This window comes from Pelobacter seleniigenes DSM 18267 (assembly GCF_000711225.1).
Taxonomy (GTDB): Bacteria; Desulfobacterota; Desulfuromonadia; order Desulfuromonadales; family Geopsychrobacteraceae; genus Seleniibacterium; species Seleniibacterium seleniigenes.
Map to the genome: position 1 here is coordinate 120,951 of NZ_JOMG01000001.1, position 24,097 is coordinate 145,047.

23 protein-coding genes, 1 tRNA gene and 1 pseudogene are annotated in these 24,097 nt (G+C 53.1%); 5 read left to right on the forward strand and 20 right to left on the reverse strand.

The window, feature by feature from the left end:
• Nucleotides 1–128: 128 nt before the first annotated feature.
• Nucleotides 129–2,306: a methyl-accepting chemotaxis protein gene (locus N909_RS25965; protein WP_051689408.1), complete on the reverse strand. Its 2,178-nt coding sequence runs from the start codon at nt 2,304–2,306 to the stop codon at nt 129–131.
• A gap of 393 nt (nt 2,307–2,699) precedes the next feature.
• On the opposite strand from N909_RS25965, the gene N909_RS0100565 reads away from it, so the two are divergent.
• Together N909_RS0100565 and N909_RS0100570 are read left to right on the forward strand one after the other, a co-directional pair.
• Nucleotides 2,700–3,245: a carboxymuconolactone decarboxylase family protein gene (locus tag N909_RS0100565; RefSeq protein WP_029909807.1), complete on the forward strand. Its 546-nt coding sequence runs from the start codon at nt 2,700–2,702 to the stop codon at nt 3,243–3,245.
• Nucleotides 3,242–3,658 (forward strand): NINE protein, encoded by a 417-nt coding sequence (locus tag N909_RS0100570; protein WP_029909809.1) that lies wholly within the window; start codon nt 3,242–3,244, stop codon nt 3,656–3,658. Before N909_RS0100565 ends, N909_RS0100570 begins: the two co-directional genes overlap by 4 nt.
• 230 nt (nt 3,659–3,888) lie before the next feature.
• On the opposite strand, the gene N909_RS0100575 is transcribed toward N909_RS0100570, so the two are convergent.
• Complete coding sequence (locus N909_RS0100575; protein ID WP_029909812.1) at nt 3,889–5,307, reverse strand: aldehyde dehydrogenase family protein; 1,419 nt, start codon at nt 5,305–5,307, stop codon at nt 3,889–3,891.
• A gap of 164 nt (nt 5,308–5,471) precedes the next feature.
• Between N909_RS0100575 and N909_RS0100580 the strand changes: the two genes are divergently transcribed.
• A complete protein-coding gene (locus N909_RS0100580) occupies nt 5,472–6,638 on the forward strand; it encodes a hypothetical protein (protein ID WP_029909816.1) in 1,167 nt (388 codons plus the stop codon).
• Between the two features lie 204 nt (nt 6,639–6,842).
• The gene (locus tag N909_RS0100585; protein WP_029909819.1) at nt 6,843–7,352 is read left to right on the forward strand and encodes a rubrerythrin family protein; all 510 of its coding nucleotides are present in this window, start codon (nt 6,843–6,845) and stop codon (nt 7,350–7,352) included.
• Nucleotides 7,353–7,423: 71 nt separating this feature from the next.
• Here the strand turns inward: N909_RS0100585 and N909_RS0100590 are convergent, their stop codons facing one another.
• The 10 genes from N909_RS0100590 to selA all read right to left on the reverse strand — a co-directional run bounded on the left by N909_RS0100590 (nt 7,424) and on the right by selA (nt 18,909).
• Nucleotides 7,424–7,879 (reverse strand): DUF1499 domain-containing protein, encoded by a 456-nt coding sequence (locus tag N909_RS0100590; RefSeq protein WP_029909823.1) that lies wholly within the window; start codon nt 7,877–7,879, stop codon nt 7,424–7,426.
• A gap of 23 nt (nt 7,880–7,902) precedes the next feature.
• Complete coding sequence (locus N909_RS24240) at nt 7,903–8,352, reverse strand: Spy/CpxP family protein refolding chaperone (protein ID WP_029909826.1); 450 nt, start codon at nt 8,350–8,352, stop codon at nt 7,903–7,905.
• A 279-nt stretch (nt 8,353–8,631) separates the two neighbouring features.
• Entirely contained in the window at nt 8,632–10,530 is a 1,899-nt protein-coding gene (locus N909_RS0100600) for a potassium transporter Kup (RefSeq protein WP_029909829.1), read from the reverse strand.
• A gap of 75 nt (nt 10,531–10,605) precedes the next feature.
• Entirely contained in the window at nt 10,606–11,271 is a 666-nt protein-coding gene (locus N909_RS0100605; RefSeq protein WP_029909831.1) for a potassium channel family protein, read from the reverse strand.
• A 63-nt stretch (nt 11,272–11,334) separates the two neighbouring features.
• Entirely contained in the window at nt 11,335–12,033 is a 699-nt protein-coding gene (locus N909_RS0100610) for a response regulator (protein ID WP_029909844.1), read from the reverse strand.
• Entirely contained in the window at nt 12,030–14,063 is a 2,034-nt protein-coding gene (locus N909_RS0100615; RefSeq protein WP_155005830.1) for a DUF4118 domain-containing protein, read from the reverse strand. The genes N909_RS0100610 and N909_RS0100615 overlap by 4 nt, the downstream gene beginning before the upstream one ends.
• A 260-nt stretch (nt 14,064–14,323) precedes the next feature.
• Nucleotides 14,324–14,485, reverse strand: a complete 162-nt coding sequence (locus tag N909_RS25490; RefSeq protein WP_155005831.1) for a twin-arginine translocase TatA/TatE family subunit — start codon at nt 14,483–14,485, stop codon at nt 14,324–14,326.
• 1 nt (nt 14,486) lies between these two features.
• On the reverse strand, nt 14,487–15,530 hold the full coding sequence (selD, locus tag N909_RS0100625) for a selenide, water dikinase SelD (protein WP_084167305.1): 1,044 nt from the start codon (nt 15,528–15,530) through the stop codon (nt 14,487–14,489).
• A gap of 55 nt (nt 15,531–15,585) precedes the next feature.
• Nucleotides 15,586–17,502 (reverse strand): selenocysteine-specific translation elongation factor, encoded by a 1,917-nt coding sequence (gene selB, locus N909_RS0100630; protein WP_245613548.1) that lies wholly within the window; start codon nt 17,500–17,502, stop codon nt 15,586–15,588.
• Nucleotides 17,503–18,909 carry an L-seryl-tRNA(Sec) selenium transferase gene (gene selA, locus N909_RS0100635; protein WP_029909855.1) on the reverse strand — a complete coding sequence of 469 codons (1,407 nt, stop codon included), beginning with the start codon at nt 18,907–18,909 and terminating at the stop codon, nt 17,503–17,505.
• 168 nt (nt 18,910–19,077) lie between these two features.
• On the opposite strand from selA, the gene N909_RS0100640 reads away from it, so the two are divergent.
• Nucleotides 19,078–19,153: transfer RNA gene (locus N909_RS0100640), tRNA-Ala, on the forward strand.
• A gap of 564 nt (nt 19,154–19,717) precedes the next feature.
• On the opposite strand, the gene N909_RS0100645 is transcribed toward N909_RS0100640, so the two are convergent.
• The 8 genes and pseudogenes from N909_RS0100645 to N909_RS25495 all read right to left on the reverse strand — a co-directional run bounded on the left by N909_RS0100645 (nt 19,718) and on the right by N909_RS25495 (nt 23,755).
• Nucleotides 19,718–20,056, reverse strand: coding sequence for an NIPSNAP family protein (locus tag N909_RS0100645; protein WP_036682606.1), 339 nt, complete (start codon nt 20,054–20,056; stop codon nt 19,718–19,720).
• A 66-nt stretch (nt 20,057–20,122) separates the two neighbouring features.
• Nucleotides 20,123–20,503, reverse strand: coding sequence for a RidA family protein (locus tag N909_RS0100650; protein WP_029909861.1), 381 nt, complete (start codon nt 20,501–20,503; stop codon nt 20,123–20,125).
• Nucleotides 20,504–20,603: 100 nt separating this feature from the next.
• Nucleotides 20,604–21,083 (reverse strand): hypothetical protein, encoded by a 480-nt coding sequence (locus tag N909_RS0100655; RefSeq protein ID WP_029909864.1) that lies wholly within the window; start codon nt 21,081–21,083, stop codon nt 20,604–20,606.
• Between the two features lie 328 nt (nt 21,084–21,411).
• Nucleotides 21,412–21,513 (reverse strand): annotated as a pseudogene (locus N909_RS26445) (REP-associated tyrosine transposase); the annotation flags it as partial.
• 38 nt (nt 21,514–21,551) lie between these two features.
• Nucleotides 21,552–21,785: a hypothetical protein gene (locus N909_RS0100660; RefSeq protein WP_029909867.1), complete on the reverse strand. Its 234-nt coding sequence runs from the start codon at nt 21,783–21,785 to the stop codon at nt 21,552–21,554.
• Between the two features lie 79 nt (nt 21,786–21,864).
• Entirely contained in the window at nt 21,865–22,182 is a 318-nt protein-coding gene (locus N909_RS0100665) for a poly-gamma-glutamate hydrolase family protein (protein ID WP_051689410.1), read from the reverse strand.
• A 64-nt stretch (nt 22,183–22,246) separates the two neighbouring features.
• Nucleotides 22,247–23,281, reverse strand: coding sequence for a DUF4365 domain-containing protein (locus N909_RS0100670; RefSeq protein WP_029909873.1), 1,035 nt, complete (start codon nt 23,279–23,281; stop codon nt 22,247–22,249).
• Between the two features lie 96 nt (nt 23,282–23,377).
• Complete coding sequence (locus N909_RS25495) at nt 23,378–23,755, reverse strand: hypothetical protein (RefSeq protein ID WP_155005832.1); 378 nt, start codon at nt 23,753–23,755, stop codon at nt 23,378–23,380.
• Nucleotides 23,756–24,097: the final 342 nt, after the last annotated feature.

Sequence of the window (24,097 nt, forward strand, 5' to 3'; positions counted from 1 at the left end):
AAAGTATTTCCCCTGAAGCTGGCTGCCAATAAGGCAGGAAAAGATACTTTTTCCTGCCTTATTGAATTGATTGGATAGCTGATCAGCGCCGATTTCAACTGATCTGTATTGCCCCCGGAACCGCCCTGTCAACAGTCGACCCGTGCCGATGGATCCAAAAAGTCTGGAGCATCGGGCAATACCGGGTAGTCATTGGCGGCAGCAGTATGAAGATCTTTCAAAGTGAACTGTGCCAACATGTTCTTGAGCAGGTCGGCTTGGCCGGACAGTTCTTCGCTGGTGGCGGCACTCTGTTCTGCGGTGGCTGTGGTCTGCTGAATAACCTGATCAATCTGCCCCAGCCCCTGATTGACCTGGGTTATGCCATGGGACTGTTCACTGCTTGCAGCGGCGATCTCCTGAATCAGGTCCGAGACTTTGGTTACCCCTTGAACGATCTCGTTTAAGGCCTGAGAAGTTTGGTCGGCAATAACGGTCCCGCGTTCGGTTTTTTCCACCGAATTCTCAATCAGCTCCGTGGTCTCCCGAGCTGCTTTAGCGCTACGCGCAGCAAGGTTGCGCACCTCTTCCGCAACCACCGCAAATCCCTTGCCGTGCTGCCCCGCACGAGCCGCTTCCACAGCCGCGTTCAGAGCCAACAGATTCGTCTGGAACGCGATTTCATCGATGACCTTGATGATTTTTCGAATATTTTCTCCGGCAATCTTGATCTGCCCCATGGCGTCGACCATTTCTCCCATCTGGTCGTTGCCCTTAACTGCAAGCGCCTTAGTCTCTGCCGACATCTTATTCGCCTGGTCGGCATTATGTGCACTATCCCTGGTCTGCCCGGCCATCTGACTTATCGATGCGCTGATTTCTTCGATGGAAGCTGCCGATTCAGTCGCTCCCTGGGACAGACTTTGGGCAAAATCACTGACCTGAGTACTTCCCGATGCAATCTGGTCACCCGTCGCCAAAATCTGCACCATCACCTGATTCAGATCCTCCTCCAGCTTTTTGATGGCTCCTCTAACCTGGTCCCGCTCATCTTTCGGAGCAATTGAAAAAGTCAAATCCCCGGCGGCAAGCTTCTGCAGCGAATCAACGACCTGCAACTGCAAATCATCAGCAAAACTGTCCATCGCCTCCGCCATTTTTCCCAACTCATCTTTACGTTGCATATTCAGGCGCATATCGAGATGGCCAAGGGCCATTTCATTGGCCATTTCCTGGACCTGATTGATTGGTCTGATAGCTGCTTTGGCCGTATAAAGGGAAACAATCAGAGCTAATCCCAAAAGAACAGCTGTCGCCCCGATGACCGCAATATTCATTTTTCCAAATGCTGCATCAATATGCCGACTGGTCGCATTCAACTCGCTGACAGGTAAAGCCGTTCCGACCACCCAGTGTAAAGGCTCAAAATAGTCAAAATTGAGAATCATCTCCTCCGGCTTTCCGGATACCGGATTGATCAGATGCAGCGTTTTCTCGGCCACCGTAGCAGCATCCTTATTCAGGGCGACCTTAATCACCTCTCCAAGATAGGCCTCCCCAGAAGCGTTTTTATACAACTGGTCAAGCTTATCCATATCGTCATCAACCGGGGTCACGATAAAATCGCCGCTACCGTCTTCATAGGCCTCAGCCACCCAGAAAAACCCCTTTTCCCCAACATTGAGATTGCGGAGTTGGCTTTTGAGCTTATCCTGAGCATCCATTTCCATCTCATAGTCGATGATATTGTTCAGTTCATCGACAAAAGCTCCCGGAGCAATGATCAAATCCAAGGGTTCGAAATACCGATAAGCAACAAATTTCTCGCGACCACTGGTGGCACTTTTATAACGGATAAAGCCATTGCGATGAGTCAGCATTTCATCGATATGAGCTTTTCCGGCAAGGTTTTCGCCTTCATTTTGAGGATGAATAACCAAGCTTCCTTTCGTGTCCATCCCGAAAGCATAGCCTGAAGAGCCGAACTTCCCGCCCTGAACAATTTCTTTGACTCTTTTCCAGCGCTCATTTTCTGGTACGGTATAATAAACTCGCTCCACTTGGCTCAGGAGAAGGTCCGCGGCTGAGCTCAGATATGTCTTTATGGTATTTTCCCGACTGAGATCCATGGAACTCTTATTGGCAGCAATCAGGTTCAATGCCCCCGACAAAATGTGATGAATATCTGCCTGTGCCAAAGCCAGGGATTCGATTTTGGCTATTGTCCTGGTCTGGGATGAAAAATATTTTGAAACAGACAGGCTCACCACCATGGGCAGCAGCACCGCCAGCATAAGCAGAATCATAAGTTTGAAGCGAATAGACATCCTCGAAACCTCCCTTAGAAAATTCTAAAAACTCCAGGAAGATACCCTATTAGCAATACCTAATACAACAGTTTCTTTCTTTTTTTCAGCGCTCAAATGTATCAATTCATCTTTTCAGTCAAACCAAAAAACTACAACAAGTTAAAATTAAAGGATAATTCCAAAGATAAAAATAAGACACAATGAATGAATTATATTTCTAAATTGATACATATAGATGAGTCTTGCAGACGAGATTCCGCTTCGAATCGGGCAGAAGCCCTCATGAGAGATGGGTATGATGCGATCCGAAGAAAAGAAATTCTGTTTTGAAAAACAAGAGAAATATAGGATGCTTGTTAAGGATAGATTCTTCCCATGCCCTAACCGCCCCCTGACCAGCAGAGGTGAACCATGGCAAACATCGATTATCTGCCTGAAAACATAAATGAACCAGAGCACATTGTGGCGGCTATCCGCAACCGGCGAGAGGGTCATTTACTGAACCTTGACCGCATTCTGCTCCACAGTCCACCGTTTGCCCAGGGTTGGAATTATTTTCTAGGGGTGGTCAGAACCGAGCTTTCCCTCGCGCCCAAACTGCGGGAATTGGCCATCTGCCTGGTTGCGGTCCTGAATCAGGCGGAATATGAATTTTTCCAGCATGCTCCGGAATTCAGAAAAGCCGGAGGAACCGAGGATCAATTGAACGCCCTCAAATCCAAGATTCCCACACCGGAGCAACATGCCTGCTTCAACGAGCTGGAACAAGCGGTGATCCGGCTCACCCGGGAAATGACCTGCCAGGTTCGGGTTAAGCCGGAAACCTTGACCAAGGTGAGATCTCGGCTTGACAATGACCAGCAACTCACCGAGATTGTCGGAGTGATTGCTGCCTACAATATGGTTTCGCGCTATCTTGTTGCCCTCGGTGTCGAGCCGGAACAATTGAAAGAATGAATAGGAGTAAAACCGTGGAGACGATCTTCAACACTCACAGCGTGGTTATCGGCTACATCCTCTGGATCTTCGGTTTCACCGGATCTCACCGCTTCTACTACGGCAAACCCCTGTCCGGGACAATCTACTTCCTGACCCTGGGGCTGCTCGGAATTGGCTGGCTGATCGATCTGTTTCTGATCCCGGGCATGGACCGGCAAGCCGACATGAAGTACGCCCCCGGCCCTTTCGACTACACTCTGAGTTGGATTCTACTGACCTTTCTTGGCCTGTTCGGAGTCCATCGAATGTATCTGGGAAAATGGATCAGCGGAATCATCTATCTGTTCACCGGGGGCCTGTTCGGGCTGGGATTTCTATACGATTTCTGGACCCTTAACGAGCAAGTTTCCTATAGAAATCAAGGTTTTTAAATCTTGGTGCCGAGATCATCAGGGAACGATTGCGCCTCAAATCAACACGGCTATTGAGGAACAATAAACCTGGTCGATGAGTCGATACGACTAACCAAAGAAGGAAAAAGGGAGAACTCCAACAGGGGCAGGCATGAAATTTTTCAGGGCCTTGGGACAGGCAATTTAAAAACCGCCTGCCCCAAGGGTTGCTCTTATGATAAATGAGGAAAAAGGAAGCCGGCTTTTGCTCAGAACTGCAGCGACTTCAACTGGAGAAACTCTTCCAGCCCGTAATGTCCCAATTCACGACCATTGCCGGACTGTTTATAGCCGCCGAACGGGGCCAGGATATTGAAGCGGCCGCCATTGATATCCACCTGCCCGGTCTGCAGTCGACGGGCCACGCGTTCGGCATGTTCGCTACTGGCAGACCAGACTCCCCCGGCCAGCCCGTAGATGGAATCGTTAGCGATCTGCACGGCATCATCCTCATCGCGATAAGTCATGATACAGAGCACCGGACCGAAAATTTCTTCCTGTGCAATCAACATGTCAGTTGTGACCCGCCCGAAGATAGTCGGTTGCACGTAGTAACCGAGAGGCAAGCCTTCCGGAGCCTCAAGCCCTCCACAGAGCAGCTCTGCTCCGGCCTTGATCCCCTCGTTGATATAATGCAAGACCCGGTCGCGCTGTTGTGCGGAAACCAGCGGGCCGATTTTGGTTTTGATGTCATGGGGGCTGCCCGGTAAAAACTCCATGGCGATTTCAACAGCAAGACCGACGGCCTCATGGTAACGCTCTTCAGGAACCAGCAGCCGGGTCTGGGCGCTGCAGGTCTGCCCCGAATTCAGGAAACAATTAGTGACGACCACCTTCATGGCCGTCGCCAGGTCAGCATCCTCCAGAACCACCGCCGCCGACTTACCGCCTAATTCCAGGGCAACCCGCTTGACGGTTTCGGCCGCAAGGACAGAAACCCTTTTCCCGGCGTGAGTCGAACCGGTAAAGGAGATCATATCGACCCCGGGATGTACAGCAAGAGCCTCTCCCGCCACAGAACCGTAACCGGAAACAAGGTTGAATACGCCTGGTGGCAACCCGCAGGAATCAAAAATCTCTGCCAGAACAAAGGCGTTCAACGGAGTCAGCTCACTCGGTTTGGCAATGACTGTACAGCCTGCCGCAAGTGCCGCAGCAACCTTGATCATCAGCTGATGGAGGGGATAATTCCAGGGCGTAATTGCCGCGACAACGCCAACGGGTTCTTTAAGAACCAGGGATTGACCGATACGCTCGGAAAAGGAGTAGGTTCCCAGCAATTCAACATAGCTATGCAGGACCTGTGCGGGCAGACCTGCCTGAATCCTCTGGCTAAGCTTGATCGGCATACCCATTTCATTACTGATCAATTCAGCCAACTCCGGAGCCCGGGCCACCAGCTCTTCGTGAACGCGCTTCAAATACCCCGCACGAATCTCCGGGCTGGTCGCCGACCAACTCGGCAACGCGGCCCGCGCAGCGGCAACCGCAAGATCAACCTCAGCAGCTGTTCCTGCCGGGACCTGGCCAATGCAACCTTCGGTAGCCGGATTAATAACGGAAATCTGTTCGTTTGTAGATGCCGCAATCCATTTTCCACCGATATATAATTTGCTGTAACCATGCATAACAACTCCTGCTTTTTATAAATTGGATGAAAGAAGGATACCGAAAAGCCGACTTTTTTCCAATTGGAATCAGAGTTAAAGACTTCTTAATACAATACCGATGAGTAAATCTACCGAAGAACAACAAAAAACACCTTAAATGAAAACGCAGATGGGAGGACATCATGAGCCAAAATTTCAGCTCAGCCTTGCCGTCGATCAACCACACCGATCAGTTATGCCCCAGCAGACATTCAGACAAAAACGCCAGAAAAGCACACCAAGCAACCCACCACAGACCGATTGAACAACTGGACAGGACCACCCGGGTCAATGACAGAACAAGCGTCAAAGCCTTTGCAAGCCTTGCCGGATCGCTGCAAAGGGCATTTGCGGATGCGGTCAATGTTGACCAGGAGAGTGGAACCGAAGAGATCAAACAAGGCGGCTTGCGCCGAATCGGTAAAGATCTGCAAAAGCTCTTCAAAGGAATGGGGTTCTCTCCCCACCTGGCCAAACAGTATGCAGGAAAAATCTGTCAGGCCATGGGGCAAAATGACCTGGCGCAGCTCGATGTTTCGCTGTCCCTGACGCGAACGGTGGATATCCAAGCAACATCGCAAACTACTTACTCCGCAACCGGACAGTCAATGACAGAACAGCTGTCCGCTACCGAGAGTTTGCAGCTGTCAGCGGTACAGGTCAGATCCTTTGATCTGTCACTCAACCTGACGACAGGTGAATTTTCTATCCAGCACAGCAGTTCAGACAGCCTGAGCATCAGCGCCGCACAATCAACCACCAGCAGTGTTCCAATGGAGACTGGCCCGAACTTGCCCCAGAGCGAAACGGCTGCACCCGTGGACAGCGAAGAACCCGCAACAGAACAACTCCCTGAACCAGAGACTACTGCGCCAACGGAACCCACAGCCGCAGACCAGCTCGACGCTGGCGCCACTGTCCAGGTCGAGTCAAATTCGTTATTGTTGCAACTCAGCAGAACCATTACCCAATCCGCTTTGTTGAAAACACAACCGGTTGAACCGGTCGCAAATGACCAGGATCAAGAAACGAATCCCGAAGATCAGGCCGTAGCCCGGCTGGAAGATTTTATCCAACTCCAGTTCAACGCAACGGAAACAGTCACGGGCCTGTTTGAATCCATGACCACCATCTCCAATCTTCGCGTCGAAAACCAAGACAACCAGCCATACCTGCGCTTTACGGCCGCTGCCGTTGCGCCGGTCGGCCTGACGGTTATAGCGGAAAGCGGAGACTCCACCACCGTCTACCCTCAAGAAGATGGTCATATCGCCAGCTTCAGCGATACACCTGTCGAGGTCTCTGCATAGACCAAACCCCATCGCACCGGCCCGAGAAAAGAGTCTATTTCCGGGCCGGTGCCAAACCGAGCCCCACCCATGGCCCCAGTGTCGGGCAAACTTTTCCCCTCTTCAGGTTGACATCAGACCACAGAGCATTAGACTGTTGTCTGGTTTATCTATCTGCCATATAAGCTAATTTTCACCCGTCAAAGTATCAGGAGGACACCAATTATGACAGCACTCGCCGGAAGTCAGACGGAACAGAATCTCAAAGAAGCATTTGCCGGGGAATCCCAGGCCAACCGAACCTATCTCGCTTTTGCCAAAAAAGCTGAACTTGACGGGCATCCCCAGGTGGCCAAGCTTTTCCGGGCCGCGGCCGAAGCCGAAACCGTCCATGCTCACGCCCATTTGCGGGCATTGCAAGGGATCGGCAGCACGGAAGAAAATCTCCGGGAAGCCGTTGGTGGGGAAACCCATGAATTCACCGAGATGTACCCCGCCATGATTGAAGCGGCTGAGAAGGAAGGTCTGGGAGACGCGCTGCGCAGCTTTAAATACGCCAACGAAGTTGAAAAAATCCATGCCGAACTGTATCAGAAAGCACTCGACAATCTCGGTAAGAACGAATCGGTCGACTATTATGTCTGTAAAGTTTGCGGCATGACCATCGAAGGTGAGCCCGATGGCCCCTGTCCGGTTTGTGCGGCAGCCAAGCAAGCGTTTTTCAAAATTGACTAAACCAAGAAAGGCCTGCTCAAAGAGCAGGCCTTTCTCAATTCACCATAATCAAAAAAATGACCAGCCAAAGCTCAGCTTCCGGCCTGCTCAAATAATCTCCGCAAGTGCTCAATTCTCTTGCGGTTGACACCGAAATCACTATACCCCAGGCGGGATGCCGAGCGGACCTCGACCAGCGGCCGGTCCGGGAAGTAAAATTCCACGTCATCAACAAATCCAAACCAGGCAGACCTGAATTCGGCCCTGACGTAATTCGCAGTCTGCTTACTGATGGTGACCCTTTTTTCGGTTGCAAGAACAGCCAGAAGCCGGGCAACGGCAGACTCCTTGGTGCCACTATAGGAAAAAGGTGCAATAAAATGCTGTTGATCAGCAGGGTCGGCTTGGCTGCTCACACAATTGGGAGAATCGGGGCACTGAGCGAGCCGCCCATTTTCAACCCCCAGATCAGTCGGAAGCTTTCCGGAACAGCCGAAAAAGATCCCGACTATCAGTAAACCGGCTAATCTTGCTAACACTTTTCCCATCCGCCCCTTTCCTTACCAATCTTTTATTGCGTTATTTTACCATGGGACTGCTCATATCTGTATTTCAACTCGGCGCGCTGCTCCGCAGTCAATAGAGCATTGATTTCCAGCAAATGATCCAAGGTCCGATGCGCAAAGGAATCCATCTCCATAGTTTTCTGGTGCAACTTCTCATGCAGCGCGGTCCTATCCGGATCATCGGTCAGGATTCCATTAACGATCAGCCCCTGATTCAAATCATTGGCGTGATAAACCGTCACCGCATCATGGCGGATCTCAGCAATAATGGCATTGATTTGCTCTTTTTGCTCAGCAGTTGCATCAATGCTTTTCAGGACATGATCAAAATAAGTCTCAAATTTCTGCCCCATTTTTTCCGGATCGGTCAGCTGCTGTCGCTGGCATCCGGCCAACGATAAAAACACGCAGATCAGCAGCCCTGCAATTAGCAACCCAACATTGTTCTTACTCATATAATTTCAACCTCCTCAAATGAAAGGTTAAAATTTACCAGATTATGTGTAAATTTTTTTGGGAATTTTTTGTTTTTTTTGACATTCAATCATTCACATAATCAAAGCACACAAAATTGAGCCCATAAAGAACGGGCCTTAACAGTGGCAGGCAACCAATAACGGTTCAAACAAGCGACATTCCCTCCCTCAATCCCCTTTGTGTCTATAATTTCATAGTTTAACAGGAAATTTGTCAGATAGTGTGCTCGCCCGCTTTGGGCAAGCACCAATTGCTACTTATATCTCTACCTGGATACCAAGTTCCACCACCCGGTCCGGTGGCAGGCCGAAAAATGAGGTGGCGCTTCGGGCGTTTTTGGCCATGAACAGGAAGAGATATTTTCGCCAGGGGGACAGGCCTTTTTTATTGGAGGCAACCAGACTTTCCCGGCCGAGGAAAAAGGTGGTCTGGTCGAGATCAAAGGTCCAGTCGTCAATAGCGAAACCTTTCAGTGCTCGGGGAATCACCGGATTTTCCATGAATCCGTAGTGAATTTCCATCCGGTAAATTCCTTTGGCCAGTCGTTCCACGGAAAAACGGTCGTTGAGGGAGACCCGCGGGGTGTCCTCGGTGACCACACTGAGGGAGACCACTCTTTCGTGCAGCACTTTGTTGTGTTTGAGATTATGCAGCAACGCTGCTGGGGTTCCTTCCGGGTTGCCGTTCATATAGACCGAAGTTCCCGGCACCTTGCGGGGGCTGAAGGACTGGATATGCTCCACAAATTGGGTCAGCGGCGCAGCCGTGACCCGCAGCCGTTCGGCCAGGACCTTTCTCCCCTGCTTCCAGGTGCTCATGGCTGCGAAGACCAGCAGCGCCACCAGCAGCGGGAACCAGCCGCCATGACTGATTTTGGTGAAGTTCGCGCCGAGAAAGGCACAGTCAAAAATTAGAAACCCGCCACACAGCAACAGGGTTGCAGCCATCGGCCAATGCCAGCGCTGAATTGCCACAAAGCCGAACAGCACAGTGGTGATGACCATGGTACTGGTGACGGCCACGCCATAAGCTGCAGCCAGGTTTCCGGAAGAACCGAAGCCGATGACCAGACAGATACAGGCGACCATCAACGCCCAGTTGACTTCTGGCAGATAGACCTGGCCGACCTCGCGGGTCGAGGTGTGTTCGATGGCCATACGGGGGCTGAACCCCAGTTGGATCGCCTGCACGGTCAGGGAGAAAGCCCCGGAAATAACGGCCTGGGAGGCGATAATGGTTGCCATGGTCGCCATGACAACCAGGGGGTAAAGGGCCCAGCGCGGGGCCATGTGATAGAAAGGATTGACGATGGTTTCAGGGTGCCTGAGCAACAAGGCTCCCTGGCCGAAGTAATTCAACAATAGAGCCGGCAGAACCACGGCAAACCAGGCCAAGCGGATGGGGCGCGAACCGAAATGCCCCATATCCGCATACAGAGCCTCGCCGCCGGTCACCACCAGGAAAACCGCGCCCAGTACGAGAAAGCCCATCCAGCCGTTGGCATAAAAAAAGCTCACCGCATACCAGGGATTGACTGCCGCCAGAACCTGCGGTTGCTGGATGATCTGTGTCACCCCGAGGACGGCCAGAACCAGGAACCAGACCAGGGTCACCGGGCCGAAAATTTTACCGACGCCTCCGGTGCCATGATGCTGGAACCAGAACAGGCCGGTCAGAATAGCGATAGTGATGGGCAGGATATAGGGCTTGAAGAGCGGGGTCGTGATGGTCAACCCTTCCACGGCACTCAATACGGAAATGGCCGGGGTGATCATACCGTCGCCATAGAGCAGCGCGGCGCCGAACAGGCCCATGACCACCAGCAGCCGCCGCTGCCCTTTGTTTGCCGCATGCAGCGGGGTTGCCAATGCGGTCAGAGCCAGGATGCCGCCTTCACCGTTGTTGTCGGCCCGAAGGATAAAAACCAGGTATTTCAGGGAGACCACCAGGATCAGCGCCCAAAAGATCAGCGACAGCACGCCGAGAATATTGGGCAAGGAAACAGCCAGGTTGCCCTGCCCGGCAAAACATTCCCGTAGCGCGTAAAGGGGGCTGGTGCCGATATCACCATAGACCACGCCAATGGCGGTCAGGGACATCATGACCAGATAACGGTTACCGGTGTTTTTAGTTGCCGAGTTGGATGCGTCTTGCATAAAAGCCTCATGTCAGACTACGGCCGGAGCTTTTCCCGCACTTAGTTTGTCCCGGTGCGACTGCCGACCGGCAGTTCATTTCTTGATATTCAGCGCTCTGTCGATATCGCTGGTTTTCCCCAGGATGATCAGCAAATCGCTGTTTTTGATCTGGTAGGTCGGCGGAGGCACCGGAATGAATTGGTCGGTCAGCACATCCTTGATGGCGATGACGGTCAATTGATATTTCTTCCGCAGATCCAGATCAATGAGCGTTTTGCCCAGAAAATGCTTGGGCGGTTCGGTTTCCGAAAGGGAATACTCTTCAGCCAGGGGGATGAATTCCAAAATATTCGGGCTCGACATGTTGCGGGCGATCCGCACGGCCATATCCTTTTCCGGGAAGATGACATCCGAGGCCCCGACCCGGGCCAATATCCGGCCATGGTCCTCGCTGATGGCCTTGGCCAGAATCCGGCGCACCTTCAACTCCTTCAGATAAAGGGTGATCAGAGTCGACAGATGGGAACGAACCCCGGTCGAAACCACCACCGCATCCATCTCCTGCACCCCCTGGGCAGCCAGAAAATCCTTATTGGCGGCATCTCCCAAAATGGCATAGGAGCAAATGTCCTTCACGGCCTGCACCTTATCCCGCTCCAGATCGATGGCGATCACCTCGTGCCCTTCCTGATAAAGCGTGGACACAATATGAAAGCCGAAATTCCCTAGACCGATTACGCAAAACTTCTTTTTTTTCATCGACTTATTCACCTATCCAAGAGTCGCTCTTGCGGTTGTGGCCGCAACCGGCAACACGTCTGTTTATTCCGATTTAAAACGATACCCGATCCCTGGCTCATTGATAAGAAAGCTCGGCCGGGCGGGATCCTCTTCCAGTTTCTGCCGCAACTGCGCCATATAAACGCGCAGATATTGCACCTGATTCGCCTGGCGCGGCCCCCAGACGTCCCGGAGCAACTGGGTGTGGGTGATCACCTTGTCGGCATGCCGGATCAGTGTACTCAGCAGGCGGTATTCGATGGGCGTCAGGTGCACATCCTGATCATTCAGAAAGACCTGCCGTTTGCTGAAGTCGACCCTGAGCTGGCCGCTGCTGAAGATCGGTTCTTCCCTGCCCGATTGCTCGCGGACGACGTGGCGCAGGGAGACCCGGATTCGCGCCAGCAATTCATCGGCCCCAAATGGTTTGGTCAGATAGTCGTCGGCCCCGGAATCCAACGCCCGGACCTTGTCCCGCTCCTGTTCCCGGGCCGAAATAACGATGATCGGGGTTGCCGTCCACTCACGTAATTTTTCCGTCACTTCCAGGCCGTCCATATCCGGCAGCCCGAGGTCGAGGAGAATAACCGCCGGCTGGCGGCTAGCGGCCAGACTCAGCCCGTCATTGCCGGTCTCCGCCTCAACCAGGCGGTAGCCCTGGCTGTGCAGGGAGACCCGCAGGAAACGCCGCATTTGCGGTTCATCTTCAATTAACAGAATCAGGGGGCCATCTTCAGTCATCGGGATTGCTCCATGTTTTGTTCAGGATCCGTTTCCTCTTCAATCACCGGTGAAGCCTGATCGACTGGCAGGGTAAAGGTAAAGGCACAGCCGCCCGCGGGCAGGTTGTCCACCCAGATCCGCCCGCCGTGTGCGGCAATGATCCCCTGGCAGATGGCCAGGCCCAACCCGGTGCCGCCGCCGACATGTTTGCCGCGGACAAATTTTTCAAAAATGAGCTGGGTCTGCCCCGGCGCAATGCCCGGCCCTTGATCCGCGACCGTGACCAGGATGTCCTCGCCGGACAGCCTGGCCGAAAGGCTGACCGGGCTCTCCATGGGGGAATATTTAAAGGCATTTTCCAGCAGATTACGCAGGACTTGTTCGATGAGCAGGTCATCACAGAAGATCAGCGGCAGATCCGTAGCCAGGCTGATCTCCAGTGGATGGTCGCGAAACTGTTCCGTGATGCGGTTGCAGACCGCGCCGACCAATTCTTCCAGGGATTGCCACTCTCGATTAACAGTGATGGCACCGGACTCAAGACGGGTCATGTCGAGGACGTTGCGAATGATGCGGTTCAGATGCGCGGATTCTTCAACGATGGTCTGCAATAGCTCCCGGCGACTGTCCCCGTCCAGCAGCTGATCGCTTTGCAGCAGGGTGGTGCCGGCCCCGGTAATCGCGGCCAGCGGGGTACGCAGATCATGGGAAATGGAACTGAGCATGGTGTTGCGCAAAGCCTCGGTTTCGACCTTCAACCGGGCCAGTTGGGCTTCTTCGGCCAGAAAGGCCCGTTCCAAAGCCATGGCCGTCTGATTGACGAAACTTTCCAGGGCATGGATCTGTTCGATACTGAACGGTTCACCGGCACAGGCAGGAAACAGCCCGACCACACCAATGGTTTTGGCCGCGGCGATCAACGGCAGGAACAGCCCTCTCCCCTCCGCAAAGGTCTCGGCCCCCAGCCCGGCCCGCTGCCGGTTGTTGAAGGCCCACTGCGCCGCGCTCTGTTCGGCTGCGGTCAGGCTCTGCCCCGGCAGGTCGCGCAAAGTCGTCGCCAGTTCCCCGCGCTGATCCGGCAACAGGATGAACGCCTGGCAGGCAAACACCTCTTGCAGATGGCGGATGGCGATAGCACTGAGCCGTTCGCCGCCCTGGGCATGGGCCAGTTCCCTGCTCAAATGATAGAGGGCTGCGGTGCGCTTTTCCCGTTGCCGGGCGCTTTCCGCCTGCTCACGCACCCGCCAGGTCAAACCGCTGATCACCAGCGCGATCACGAACATGACCGCAAAAGTCACGACATAGCGCACATCCTCGACAGTAAAGGTATAAAGCGGCGGGATAAACAGAAAGTTGAAGGCCGCCACGCTGAGTAGGGTGGCCAACAGGGTCGGACCCCGCCCCAGACGGCTGGCGGTCAACGCAATGCCAAGCAGGTAGACCATGGCCAGGTCGACCAGGGTAAAATGATGGTGCATCAGCGCCGCAACCAGGCTGAACAGAACCACACTGCTCAGGCTCAGCAACCAGTTGCGCAGCGGTGGCGACTGTTTCCCGCCGGAGCGCAGCTGGCCGGTCGCAGCAGTCGGCGGTTCTTCCCCGGAGATCACATAAACATCGATATCGCCACTACCGCGCACCACCTCGTCAAGGACCGAGCCGAAGAGCTTGTCCTTCCAGCGCGGATGGGTCGGCTTGCCGATGAGGATTCGGGTGATATGGTGGGAACGGGCATAGCCCAGCACTTCCTGGCTGACGCTGGATCCGGTCAGGGTCACGGTTTCCGCGCCGAGGTTCTCGGCCAGATGCATGTGTTCGGTCAGTTGCAGCAGATCCTGGCGGGACGGACGAACCTTGACCGGTGCTTCAACCGTGACCGCCAGCCATTCCGCCTGCAGCTCGGCCGCCATATTCCGCGCCGTTTCCAGCAGGCTCACTGAACGCGGGTTAGCGCCGATGCAGACCATGATCCGTTCCTGCCCTGAAGCCTTGGCTCCAGCGGGATCAAGCGGTGTGTTGTGTGGCCTGCTGGCGGGGGTCGAATTCAAACATCTGCTCCTGTTATTGAACGGCTTTGGTCAAGCCCGCCCTGCGGCAAGCTGCTCTCCGGTCGGCATTTGGCTACCGACCCACCATTCAAACACTAGCAGAAATTCAATAAATGAAGCATCAAAACTCAGCGGCAAGGCATAAGGATTTCATAAAGATGGCAGGACAGAAGCCGCCCAGGCCGAAGGTCCAAAGGCTGGGCGGCGGGGAAGAATCGATCAGCAATAAAGGCACATCCGGCCACATCTGGCCCTGGCGCTTAAAAGAACCGCAGCAGTTGACGCAGTTCCTCGGCCAGTTTTGCTTTTGTTCCATGCAATTGCCGCAAGCCCCGAAACAGTTTCGGCAACGCCCGCCAACCGAACACGAACACGGTCAGCATGGCCAGCACAGCAATTTCCCAGGGACCGAATCCAAACATATCAAGGCTCCAACAGCAACCTGCCGGCCGGACCGGCAACCACGTCCCCGATCAGGAAAGCAGGCACTGCGCAGGCAGCTAACGCATCCAGAAGTTCCTCTACCTTGTCTTCCGCAACCGCCAGCAACAGCCCGCCGGAGGTTTGCGGATCGCTGAGGATATCGATATCGATGGGATCGCAGTGCTCCCGCCCGATAAAGCGGGAGGAATAGAAATCCCGATTGCGATGGGCACCGACCGGGACCAGCCCCATTTCGGCCATCTCCCGGGCATGAGGATACAAAGGCAACGCCGCCAGGTTCAGTTTCATTCCGACCCCGCTGGCGTCCGCCATCTCCGAAGCATGGCCGGCCAAGCCGAAGCCGGTAATATCGGTACAGGCCGACACCCCGACCGCCATCATCACTTCGGCTGCGGTCCGGTTCAGGGTCAGCATCCCCTCGATGGCCTCGGCAATGTCGGTTTCGCTCAGCATGTCCCCCTTCAGGGCGGTGGTCAGCAGCCCGGTCCCGAGGGGCTTGGTCAGAACCAGCCGATTCCCCGGCCGACAGCCCTGGGTGGTCACCATTTGCCGCGGATCGACCATGCCGGTGACGCTGAGGCCATACTTGGGTTCTTCATCCTCGATGGAATGCCCCCCGGCTATAATCGCCCCGGCCGCATGCACCCGTTCGGCCCCGCCCTGAAGGATCTGCGCCAGAATCTCCGGCTCAAGACAATTGATGGGGAACGAAACCAGGTTGAGGGCCAACAGCGGCTGGCCGCCGACCGCATAGATATCGGACAGGGAGTTGGCTGCGGCAATCTGGCCGTAGCGGTACGGATCATCCACCACCGGGGTGAAGAAGTCGACCGATTGCACCAGTGCCTGGCTATCGCTGAGACGATAGATGGCCGCATCGGCAAAAGGAATTTCCTGGGACAACAGGTTAGGGTTATGACTTATCGGCAGCTGGCTCAGCACCTGAGCCAGGGTCTCGGGACCTATTTTGGCCGCTCAACCGGAACTGCGTGATAATGACGTCAGTCGAATACTCAAGGGCATGTCCTTTGTTAAGGTGAATCAAGGCCGTCCCCATCAGTGCAGGCGGCAGGGGCGTTCAATCAATGTCAGGCAGCTGCCAGGCGACCCGCTGTTCGCCGGTGCGCCGGGTGTACTTGCAGCTGTCGAAAAATTCCAGCAGCGCCTGAGTCAGCTTACGGTTGCTGCCCAGCTTATCGCGGAATTCGGCCAGGGTAAAGGCCTCCTGCTGCTGCAGCAAGTCAACCAGCTGCCGCTGGGCCTGGCGATAATAATCGCTGTGCAGCGAGCTTTCCTGGTTCAGCCGCACCAGCGAGCCTTCAAGGGCAAGATAGGACAGATAACTCTCGCTGTCATCAATATCCAGACCCAGCTGCAGGAAAATTTCCTTGTTGTTCTTGACCTGGAAACCGTCCCGTTGCAACAGATCGACCAGCTGCGCAAGCCGCTGCCGCTCAACCTCGGTTGGTTGCGGACTCCAGTCGGGAGTCGCCACCAGGTCGCCATGCTGGACAACGGTTCCCTCCTCCAACTCCTGCTGCAGCAGGGCTTCAAACCCCTTGGCGGCAAGTTTTTCCGCAAGCCGGGTTTGCAAAGTGGCGCGGGGCATGCCATGGCGCAAATGGTTGCGTTCCTGATAATCACGGACGATCTGCGGTAACTGCTGCCGCCAGCTGCGCACCCGCTCGGAGGTCACCCACTGCTCGGCCAGCTGCACCACCTCGCCAGCCTGGCGTAAGCGCTCCAGCCCGGCCAGCAGTTGCTCCCGGCCGGTACCGGTCTGTTGCTCCAGCTCCTTGATTCGCGCCAGCTGCAGCTCATCAAGCTTCTGCAGCCAGAAACCGAGATCCCCGGAGGAGAGTTCGCGCAGACGCTCGATCACCTCGGGACGAAAACGTTTATGTTTGGGCGGCTCGCTGTCGATCACCACCCCGCCGCCGATGGTCAGCATCGGCGAATAGGAGCGAATAATAAACCGATCGCCGCGATGGGCCAGCACCGGGTGATCCAGGGTCAGTTGAACAAACGCCTCGTCCCCCGGCTCCAGCTGTTCCCGATCGAGAAGCACAACCTGGGCCACGCTGCGCCCTGTCCCCAGGTGAAAGTGCAACGGATCGCGGAACTTCAGCGCCCGGGGCGCGCCCGGCAACAGTTGCAGCCTGACATCAATGCGCTGGCTGGCCCGGAACAGCCCCTGGGTGCCGATCACCGAGCCGCGCGGGACCTGCTCGCGAGTCACCCCGACCAGATTCAGCGCCACCCGCTGCCCGGCAAAAACCTGCCCGGCCGAAGCGTCATGGACCTGGGCCTCGCGGACCCGTGCGGTCACTCCGGCAGGGAGAATTTCAAAACTATCCCCGGTCTTGATGGTGCCGCTGTTCAGGGTGCCGGTGACCACCGTCCCAAAACCGCTGATGCTGAAACAGCGATCAACCGGCAGCCGCACCGCGCCACCGGCATCGCGCGGCGGCACCTTGCGCAGCTGCAGCCGAATAACGTCCAGCAACTCCTCCAGGCCGACTCCGGTCAGGGCCGAAACCCGACAACAGGGCGCATCGGCCAGAAAAGTTCCGGCGACCTGTTCACGAATCTCTTCTTCAACGATATCCAGCCAATCCGGTTCCACCAGGTCAACTTTGGAGATCACCAGGATGCCGTTTTTGACCTGCAGCAACTCCATGATCTCCAGGTGTTCGCGGGTCTGCGGCATGACCCCTTCATTGGCATCCACCACCAGCAACACCAGGTCGATCCCGGCCACGCCGCTGAGCATCTGCGGGATGAACTTCTCATGCCCCGGCACATCGACCACCCCGGCCACCTCGCCGTTGCCCAGATCGAGCTTGGCAAAGCCCAGCTCAATGGAAATGCCGCGGGCCTGTTCCTCCCTGAGCCGGTCGGTTTCGATCCCGGTCAACGCCCTGATCAGGGCGGTCTTGCCATGATCGACGTGTCCGGCAGTGCCGATGATATAATGTCCCTGTTCTGCCACCACTCAACTCTCTTGCAAAGCCGCAATCAGGATCTGGGCCAACCGTTCATCTTCACGTTCAAAAACCGCCCGCAAATTCACCAGCAGTTTTTCATTCTGCACCCGGGCCGCCACCGCCGGATGAAAATCACGCAACCGGCTGGCCAGTTCGGTCACAGTGATGCGCAACGGGTTGATTTCGACGGCCCAGTCGGCCAGCTCGGTGACCGGCATGGCCCCGCCGCCAACCCTGGCAATATCTTCGATCAAGTTCACGTCCGCTGCCAGCTCAGCGGCTTCAAGCCGTTCCAGCAAATGCCGGCAACGCAACTGCTGATGGGCCGGGTCGGCGCTGAACATACGCAGGATCGGCACCTCCTGCAACGCCTGCTCCGGCTGCAGATACAGCCGCAGAGTCGCTTCCAGGGCAGCCAGGGTCAGTTTATCGATACGCAACGCCCGGGCCAGCGGATGACGGCGCATTTTTTCAATCAACTCTTCGCGGCCGACAATCAGTCCGGCCTGGGGACCGCCGAGCAGCTTATCGCCGCTGAAGGTGACCACATCAACCCCGGCCTTGACCACTTCGGCCACCGTCGGTTCAGGGTCCAGACCGAAGCGGCTGAGGTCGAGGAGCAGGCCGCTACCAAGATCCTCCATCAACACCAGGTCATGCTCCCGGGCCAACGGCGCCAGCTCCCGGGCTGGAACCTCTTTGGTAAAGCCGACAATCCGATAATTGCTGGTATGAACCTTGAGCAAGATCGCGGTATTGTCGTTGATTGCGTTCTGGTAATCCTGCAGATGGGTCCGATTCGACGTGCCGACCTCACGCAGTTGCAGGCCACCGGCTTCCATGACATCCGGAATCCGGAAAGAGCCGCCGATCTCCACCAGTTCCCCGCGTGAGACCACAGCTTCCCGCCCCTGCCCCAGTGCGGTCAGCGCCAGCAGCACAGCCCCGGAGTTGTTGTTGACCACCAAGGCGGCTTCGGCCCCACTCAGCCGGGTCAGCAGCTTTTCGACATGACTGTAACGATAGCCTCTGTGGCCTGAGCCCAGATCAAATTCAAGGTTGGAATACCCCTCGGCAACAGTTCTCATGGCGGCCAGGGCCGGTTCGGCCAACGGTGCCCGCCCCAGGTTGGTGTGCAGCAGAGTGCCGGTGGCATTGATGACTTTCCGTAAGGACGGTTCAAGCAGATCGCGACAGGAACGGGCTGCGGCCAGAGCCACATTGGCCGGTTCCAGATCATTGGCAGAGAGGCTTGCCTCGGCAAGGATCTCCTGCCGTAATCGGCCAATCTGCTCCTGCACCGCTGCGGATAAAGCCTCCTGGGGTAACCGCAAGGCCAGTTTTTGCAATGGCTCTTCGCGCAGCACCCGATCGACAGCCGGTATATTCCGCAGCAGTTTCTGTAACCCGGTCATATCCCGCCTCGCTAAAAAAATTGAAGGGTTCCGTCATTTTTCGCGCTGAAGTCTACCATGGCACAGTAAAAATGGCTATTCTTTCAAGCGGATACCCGATCTGCGGGAAATGCATTTTTCCTGTTGACACTGCAACCGCGGGTTTGCTATAAATCGCCCACCTTGTAAGGGGCTGTAGCTCAGTTGGGAGAGCGCTTGAATGGCATTCAAGAGGTCCGCGGTTCGATCCCGCGTAGCTCCACCATAAAAAATTAAGCACTTAGCGATCATTCGTTAAGTGCTTTTTTGATATCTAACACTCTGGGTGCCAAGATAGGTGCCAAGATTTTATTTTGTACTTAGAAAAACACCCCTCCATGCTGCTTCGAAAATTCCCTTACCTGTTACATCAGAATCTCATTTTTTTTAAACTTGACGAGGCCAATATATCCAAGACGCTTTCTATCAAAATCCTCCCCTCAATTTGGTATGGATTCCGAAGCATTTCAAGGCTCGGCATCTATTGAACATATGGAAAACCGGAAACAGTAAAATAACTGAACCGTAGTCAGTTATTGCGCGCTTGCCCGCCCGCAATGGGCGCAACTACAAGAAGGACCCGCGAATTTCTGAGAATCAAAAATATAAGCCACCAAGGCCAGCGCTTTGATCGGGCAACCTTGTCGCGGATAACTGAACGGCAATCTTTAAGGCTTTTCTACACCCTCAACGTTTCAAATCAGCTGACCGAAAAGCGCGCAGCGGTTTTGGGATCAGCTGGATTTGATTGTTATGCACCGTATCCAAAAATCTCAACCTATCCGACATATTACGGTACTGATATTGTAGATACTGGCGAGTATTCGACAGATTCAAGCACTCGGCCTGTTGCTTTGAGCACGGGCTCACCGATATCAAAATCCATTTTTTTCTTGATATCTATCCATTCTTGATCTGCGAGGAAAACCTTCCATTGGCGCTCCATCGTTTCCATATCCGGCCAATTTAAAATATAGATAAATTCCAACTTGGATGCAGTGACAGATTCCCAAAGAGCAACGATGTTGAATCCGTACTTTTTCATAATACGCATGGCATGATTTTGAAACCTTTCGTGGAAGGCCACACGCTTCTCTGGATTCACTTCGTAAATTCTCAACTGATACATATTCATTTTCCTTAAAGCGCATAACGTCGCAGTCAGCGGCTTGTCCGCTGCAATGCTTTGTTATGATTAATCCTCAACAGCAATTATTGCTTCGATTTCAATTTTTAAGTCATCAGAAAAAAGACCAGCGACATGAATCAAAGAACTGGCAGGAAGGTTTTGTCCGTAAATATCAAACAAAGTACACCGTAGCTCCTCCATCCGTCCTAATTCGGTAACAAAGGCTGTTATTTTTATAATATTCTCTAAACTGCTTCCCTCAGCCTTTGCTGCTTCTTCTATTTGCCTAAATATTTCTTTTGCTTGTATTTCGATATTATCAGTCTGAGCATTTGTGCCAAATGCAGTGAATCCAGACAAATATAAGGTATTCCCATGCCTAACTGCATGAACATAGGGCCCAACAGGTTCATCCAAGGTGGGATAATTTTTTCTTTGCAGTTTCATCTATTTCCTCCAATTTTTAAAAAGCATAACGCTTGAGTTCACTGGTTGACAGCGCGTCAGTGCTGGCAATCCTTGTGCAGCGATTTGTTCGACGATTGCTTCATTTGAATTCTTTCCCGTAATCCAAAGCAAGTTGCATGATCTGGTCAAAAATACCAGACTCTTTCATTTCGGAAACTGGCAAAAAAACTTGTGGTATGCCAGACGCATTAAGTATCAGCCAATCTGTTCTAACCTGCCACGTGGCGAGCAGAGACCAGTTTGCACTGGCATCTAATGTTTTTCCACGAACCCAGAGGAGATCTTCACTTACACCATATGTCAGAGGCTGATGAAGGTACTTGTGGCCATGGTAGTTGTGGTGGAGCCCTTTGCTTATGATACTCGGTGAAACCAATGCAATAAGGCAAAGCCCAAGCACTAGAATACCGAGAATCATTGTGTAGGACCAAAACAGCATGATTATGCCAATAGAAATAGTGAAAGAGATCCGAATCCAGCGAACAGGTTTAGTTACCCAAATTCCGCGATAAGTTTTCTCATCAAATTTTACTGTATGTTCAAAGAGAGTCACAGACATATAAAGATTTCCGTCGAACGAGCCTGTAGGAAAAACTAAGCACCAACACCCTACAGCTCAGATCCTGAATGTTGTTATAGCCGGTTACCGGCCGATGGGCTTTTCAGCCACAAGCCTGGTTCCCTCAGAAGAAATGGTCTTGTAGCGTTTTTTATACTCCATCTTTCTGATTTATCTCTGATTTCATGGACTTTTTCTACGCGATTGCTCCAAATCGGTGAATCTTGGTCAGATTGTGTCGCATGGTCATTAGCTGCCACTGGCTGTTGACCTTCTTCTTGCCTCGCAAGGGAAGCTGTTTTGAAATAGGGGCAGTGTCCCTACTTTTCTGCCTGTCCTCGTCGTCGAAAAAGACAATAGAGCGGTTATTGCCACGCTGGGTAACATGGTGAGGGTATCCGGGAGCAACTATGCGAGCGATTCTTGGCATGAGGGGAGTGTAGCGGCATTGCAGTCTTAAGACAACGGTTAAATAGGGGCAGTGTCCCTAGTTTTAAGTAGATATATTGGAGCAATTATGGCTATTGAAAGCAGAACGACTTTTAGCGATGAAAATTCTTTTATGTAGTCAGGCTTTATGGCAAGTACCAAAATAAAACCAGATATCAAAGTTGAAAATAAAGTAAGAATGACACTGAATTTCTTACTTCTTTTTAAGGAAAAGAATTCTTTGAATAATTCTTCTGGAAGTTTCATGGTCATTTATTCTCTTCAAGAAGTTAACGATAGTGATAACCGGCTGCGACAGGTCGTGACAAATCGGCAGAGACCTTTCCGAGGATCACCCCTGTATCACCAGTCCGGTTATATTTGTGCTGGTTATATGCAAGTCTCGGTTCTGGGCTGCCATGGCGCCCTCAAAAATCGCGAAACTAAGCTCTTCGCCCGCAATAGCAACGACCAACTCCGATGTGCCCGGCTCAATTGCACCACCATGAGGAGCAATCACAGCCACAGCTGAGTCCTCTCGCATCGCCACTTGAACGTGAAAATCGCGTCCTTCAGTTTGCTCAGCTTGAAGCGCTTCAAAATTTGAGTATTTATCCATCAATTCGCTGTAACGGTAGAAATCAGCGGCGGCGTAGTGACCATGAGCCAAGTAGGCATTTTTCGTGGACCACTGCCGTCTCCCCGTCCGCTGGATTCATGGGTTCGGCGGTAGTTTACGCATACGGATTCACACCGTCGTACTCTTTGATGTGCTTGGCGATCTCCCCTGCATACCAGGAACCCTCACTTTCAAGTGCGACTAGTGCGGGTAGGGATCCCGTTCCCTCGTTCATCGCGAGTATCAGTGCTGCGTACTCCCGGAGCTGCATAGCAAATTGCACCGATCCAACAATCTGCCGCAACATAGGCACAGCTCCAGGTAATGACGAAATAATTGCTTCAACAGACTGTCCAAGTGTGCCACGGCCTATCTGTTCCTCAGGGTCGATAAAGGAAAGAAGCTTGATCACATGGTTGACCGTGAATTGAGAAAACATCCCTCGGACGTGTTCCCGTGTTGCAGGCGCTATGGGCTCGCCACCCCCCCAAATGTCACCATGCCATGGAATATGGGCTAGCCAGTAAATTAGCACTGGTGGAATCTGTGAGATTGGTCGCTCGGAAAATGTACGAACAAGCTCGTCCCACCCTGAGAGATTGTTTGGATAGCGCCGGAACAGGACTAAAAGGCCAAGGTAAATTTCATCAGCTTTGTCTGAACGCGCCAGCCGAAGTGCCTCCTCCAGATCGAGAACGGGCGTTTGGCCAAGAACGGCCTGCATGAAGAGAGCCGTGAATGTCGCCTGGTCAAAACGATTGGCCTCTGTCGCAGCAAAGCGTACGGTGGAAGCGCAAGGGTTTTCCTTTAGGTAGTGCTTTAGATTTACCCAATGCCCACGGCCCAGCAAAGGGACGTAGACAAGGCCAAAGACAGGCAGAGGATGTTGGGACCAGTACTCACGATGGCTTCCGATGGGAAACGCGCATTCACCTGACTCCGGCGTGTAGTACGAGGCACCCGACTTAATCTGAACGGCGATCTGCTTATTTAGAGGCCGCTCGTTCTCGACGAACTCGATGAGAGCGTCGATACCAATATCGTTCTCTTGTTCGATCTTGATAAAAAGACAACTGCAGGCCTCAACAACGCTCCGGATGAAATTTATACCTTCCTTCGCAGTGACCGCAGAACGTTTGCAAGTTGGCATTTCGCACCTTTGACGCCGAACGTGCGGGTAACTTGCCGGGCGCGTCGTTTTGCCCGGTCAAGTTTACCCGTTGGTTCGCACCTCTCATATATTTGTTTATACGCTCATCATTGCAGCCCAAGACAAATAATTATTATTTGCCCAGAGGGCAAAGCCTGCAAAGATTAAATATAGTATCCATTGCTTTGATGCCATGAAATAACATTTTAAACTAATGAGCGCTAAAACCATGCCAAACATAGCAGTTGCCCCATGTATCCATCCATAGAATCCAATTGTTGGAAATATACCTATAGTCATTGAAAAAGGTGAAAATATGAAGGCCTCGATACCACGTTGGCAAAAAGTTCCTAAACTTTTAACTTCATCAGGATAATGAATGTACCCCATTAGAGCTGAAAAAAATGAACCGATGAAGGTTCCCACAATCGCTGAAAATAATGCTGATAATATTTTGTGTATTTTATGGGTCATTTTCTTTGCGAACTACAAATAGGCAGATCTGTATAAATCTACAAACAAAGACAAGAACCTGTCTGCCTATGCCGTTAAGAAAATATTCACCAATCCGGCATAAGCGCCTATCATACCTAATTTTTTTGGATGTTATGCAACGACAACAGTCAAAGATAGACAGAACTTCCTAAACTGGTTAAAGACCATCCGGAGAGCGGCTTGTTTTCTACACTCTCCCAACTATTACTCATAAAAATAAAAACGCCGCCGAACCGGCTTTGTGCATAAAACCTGTTCAGTGGCGTTCTGATCTGACTTTATATGGCTGACTTTCCACTATTCCCCCAAGCGGATCGCAAA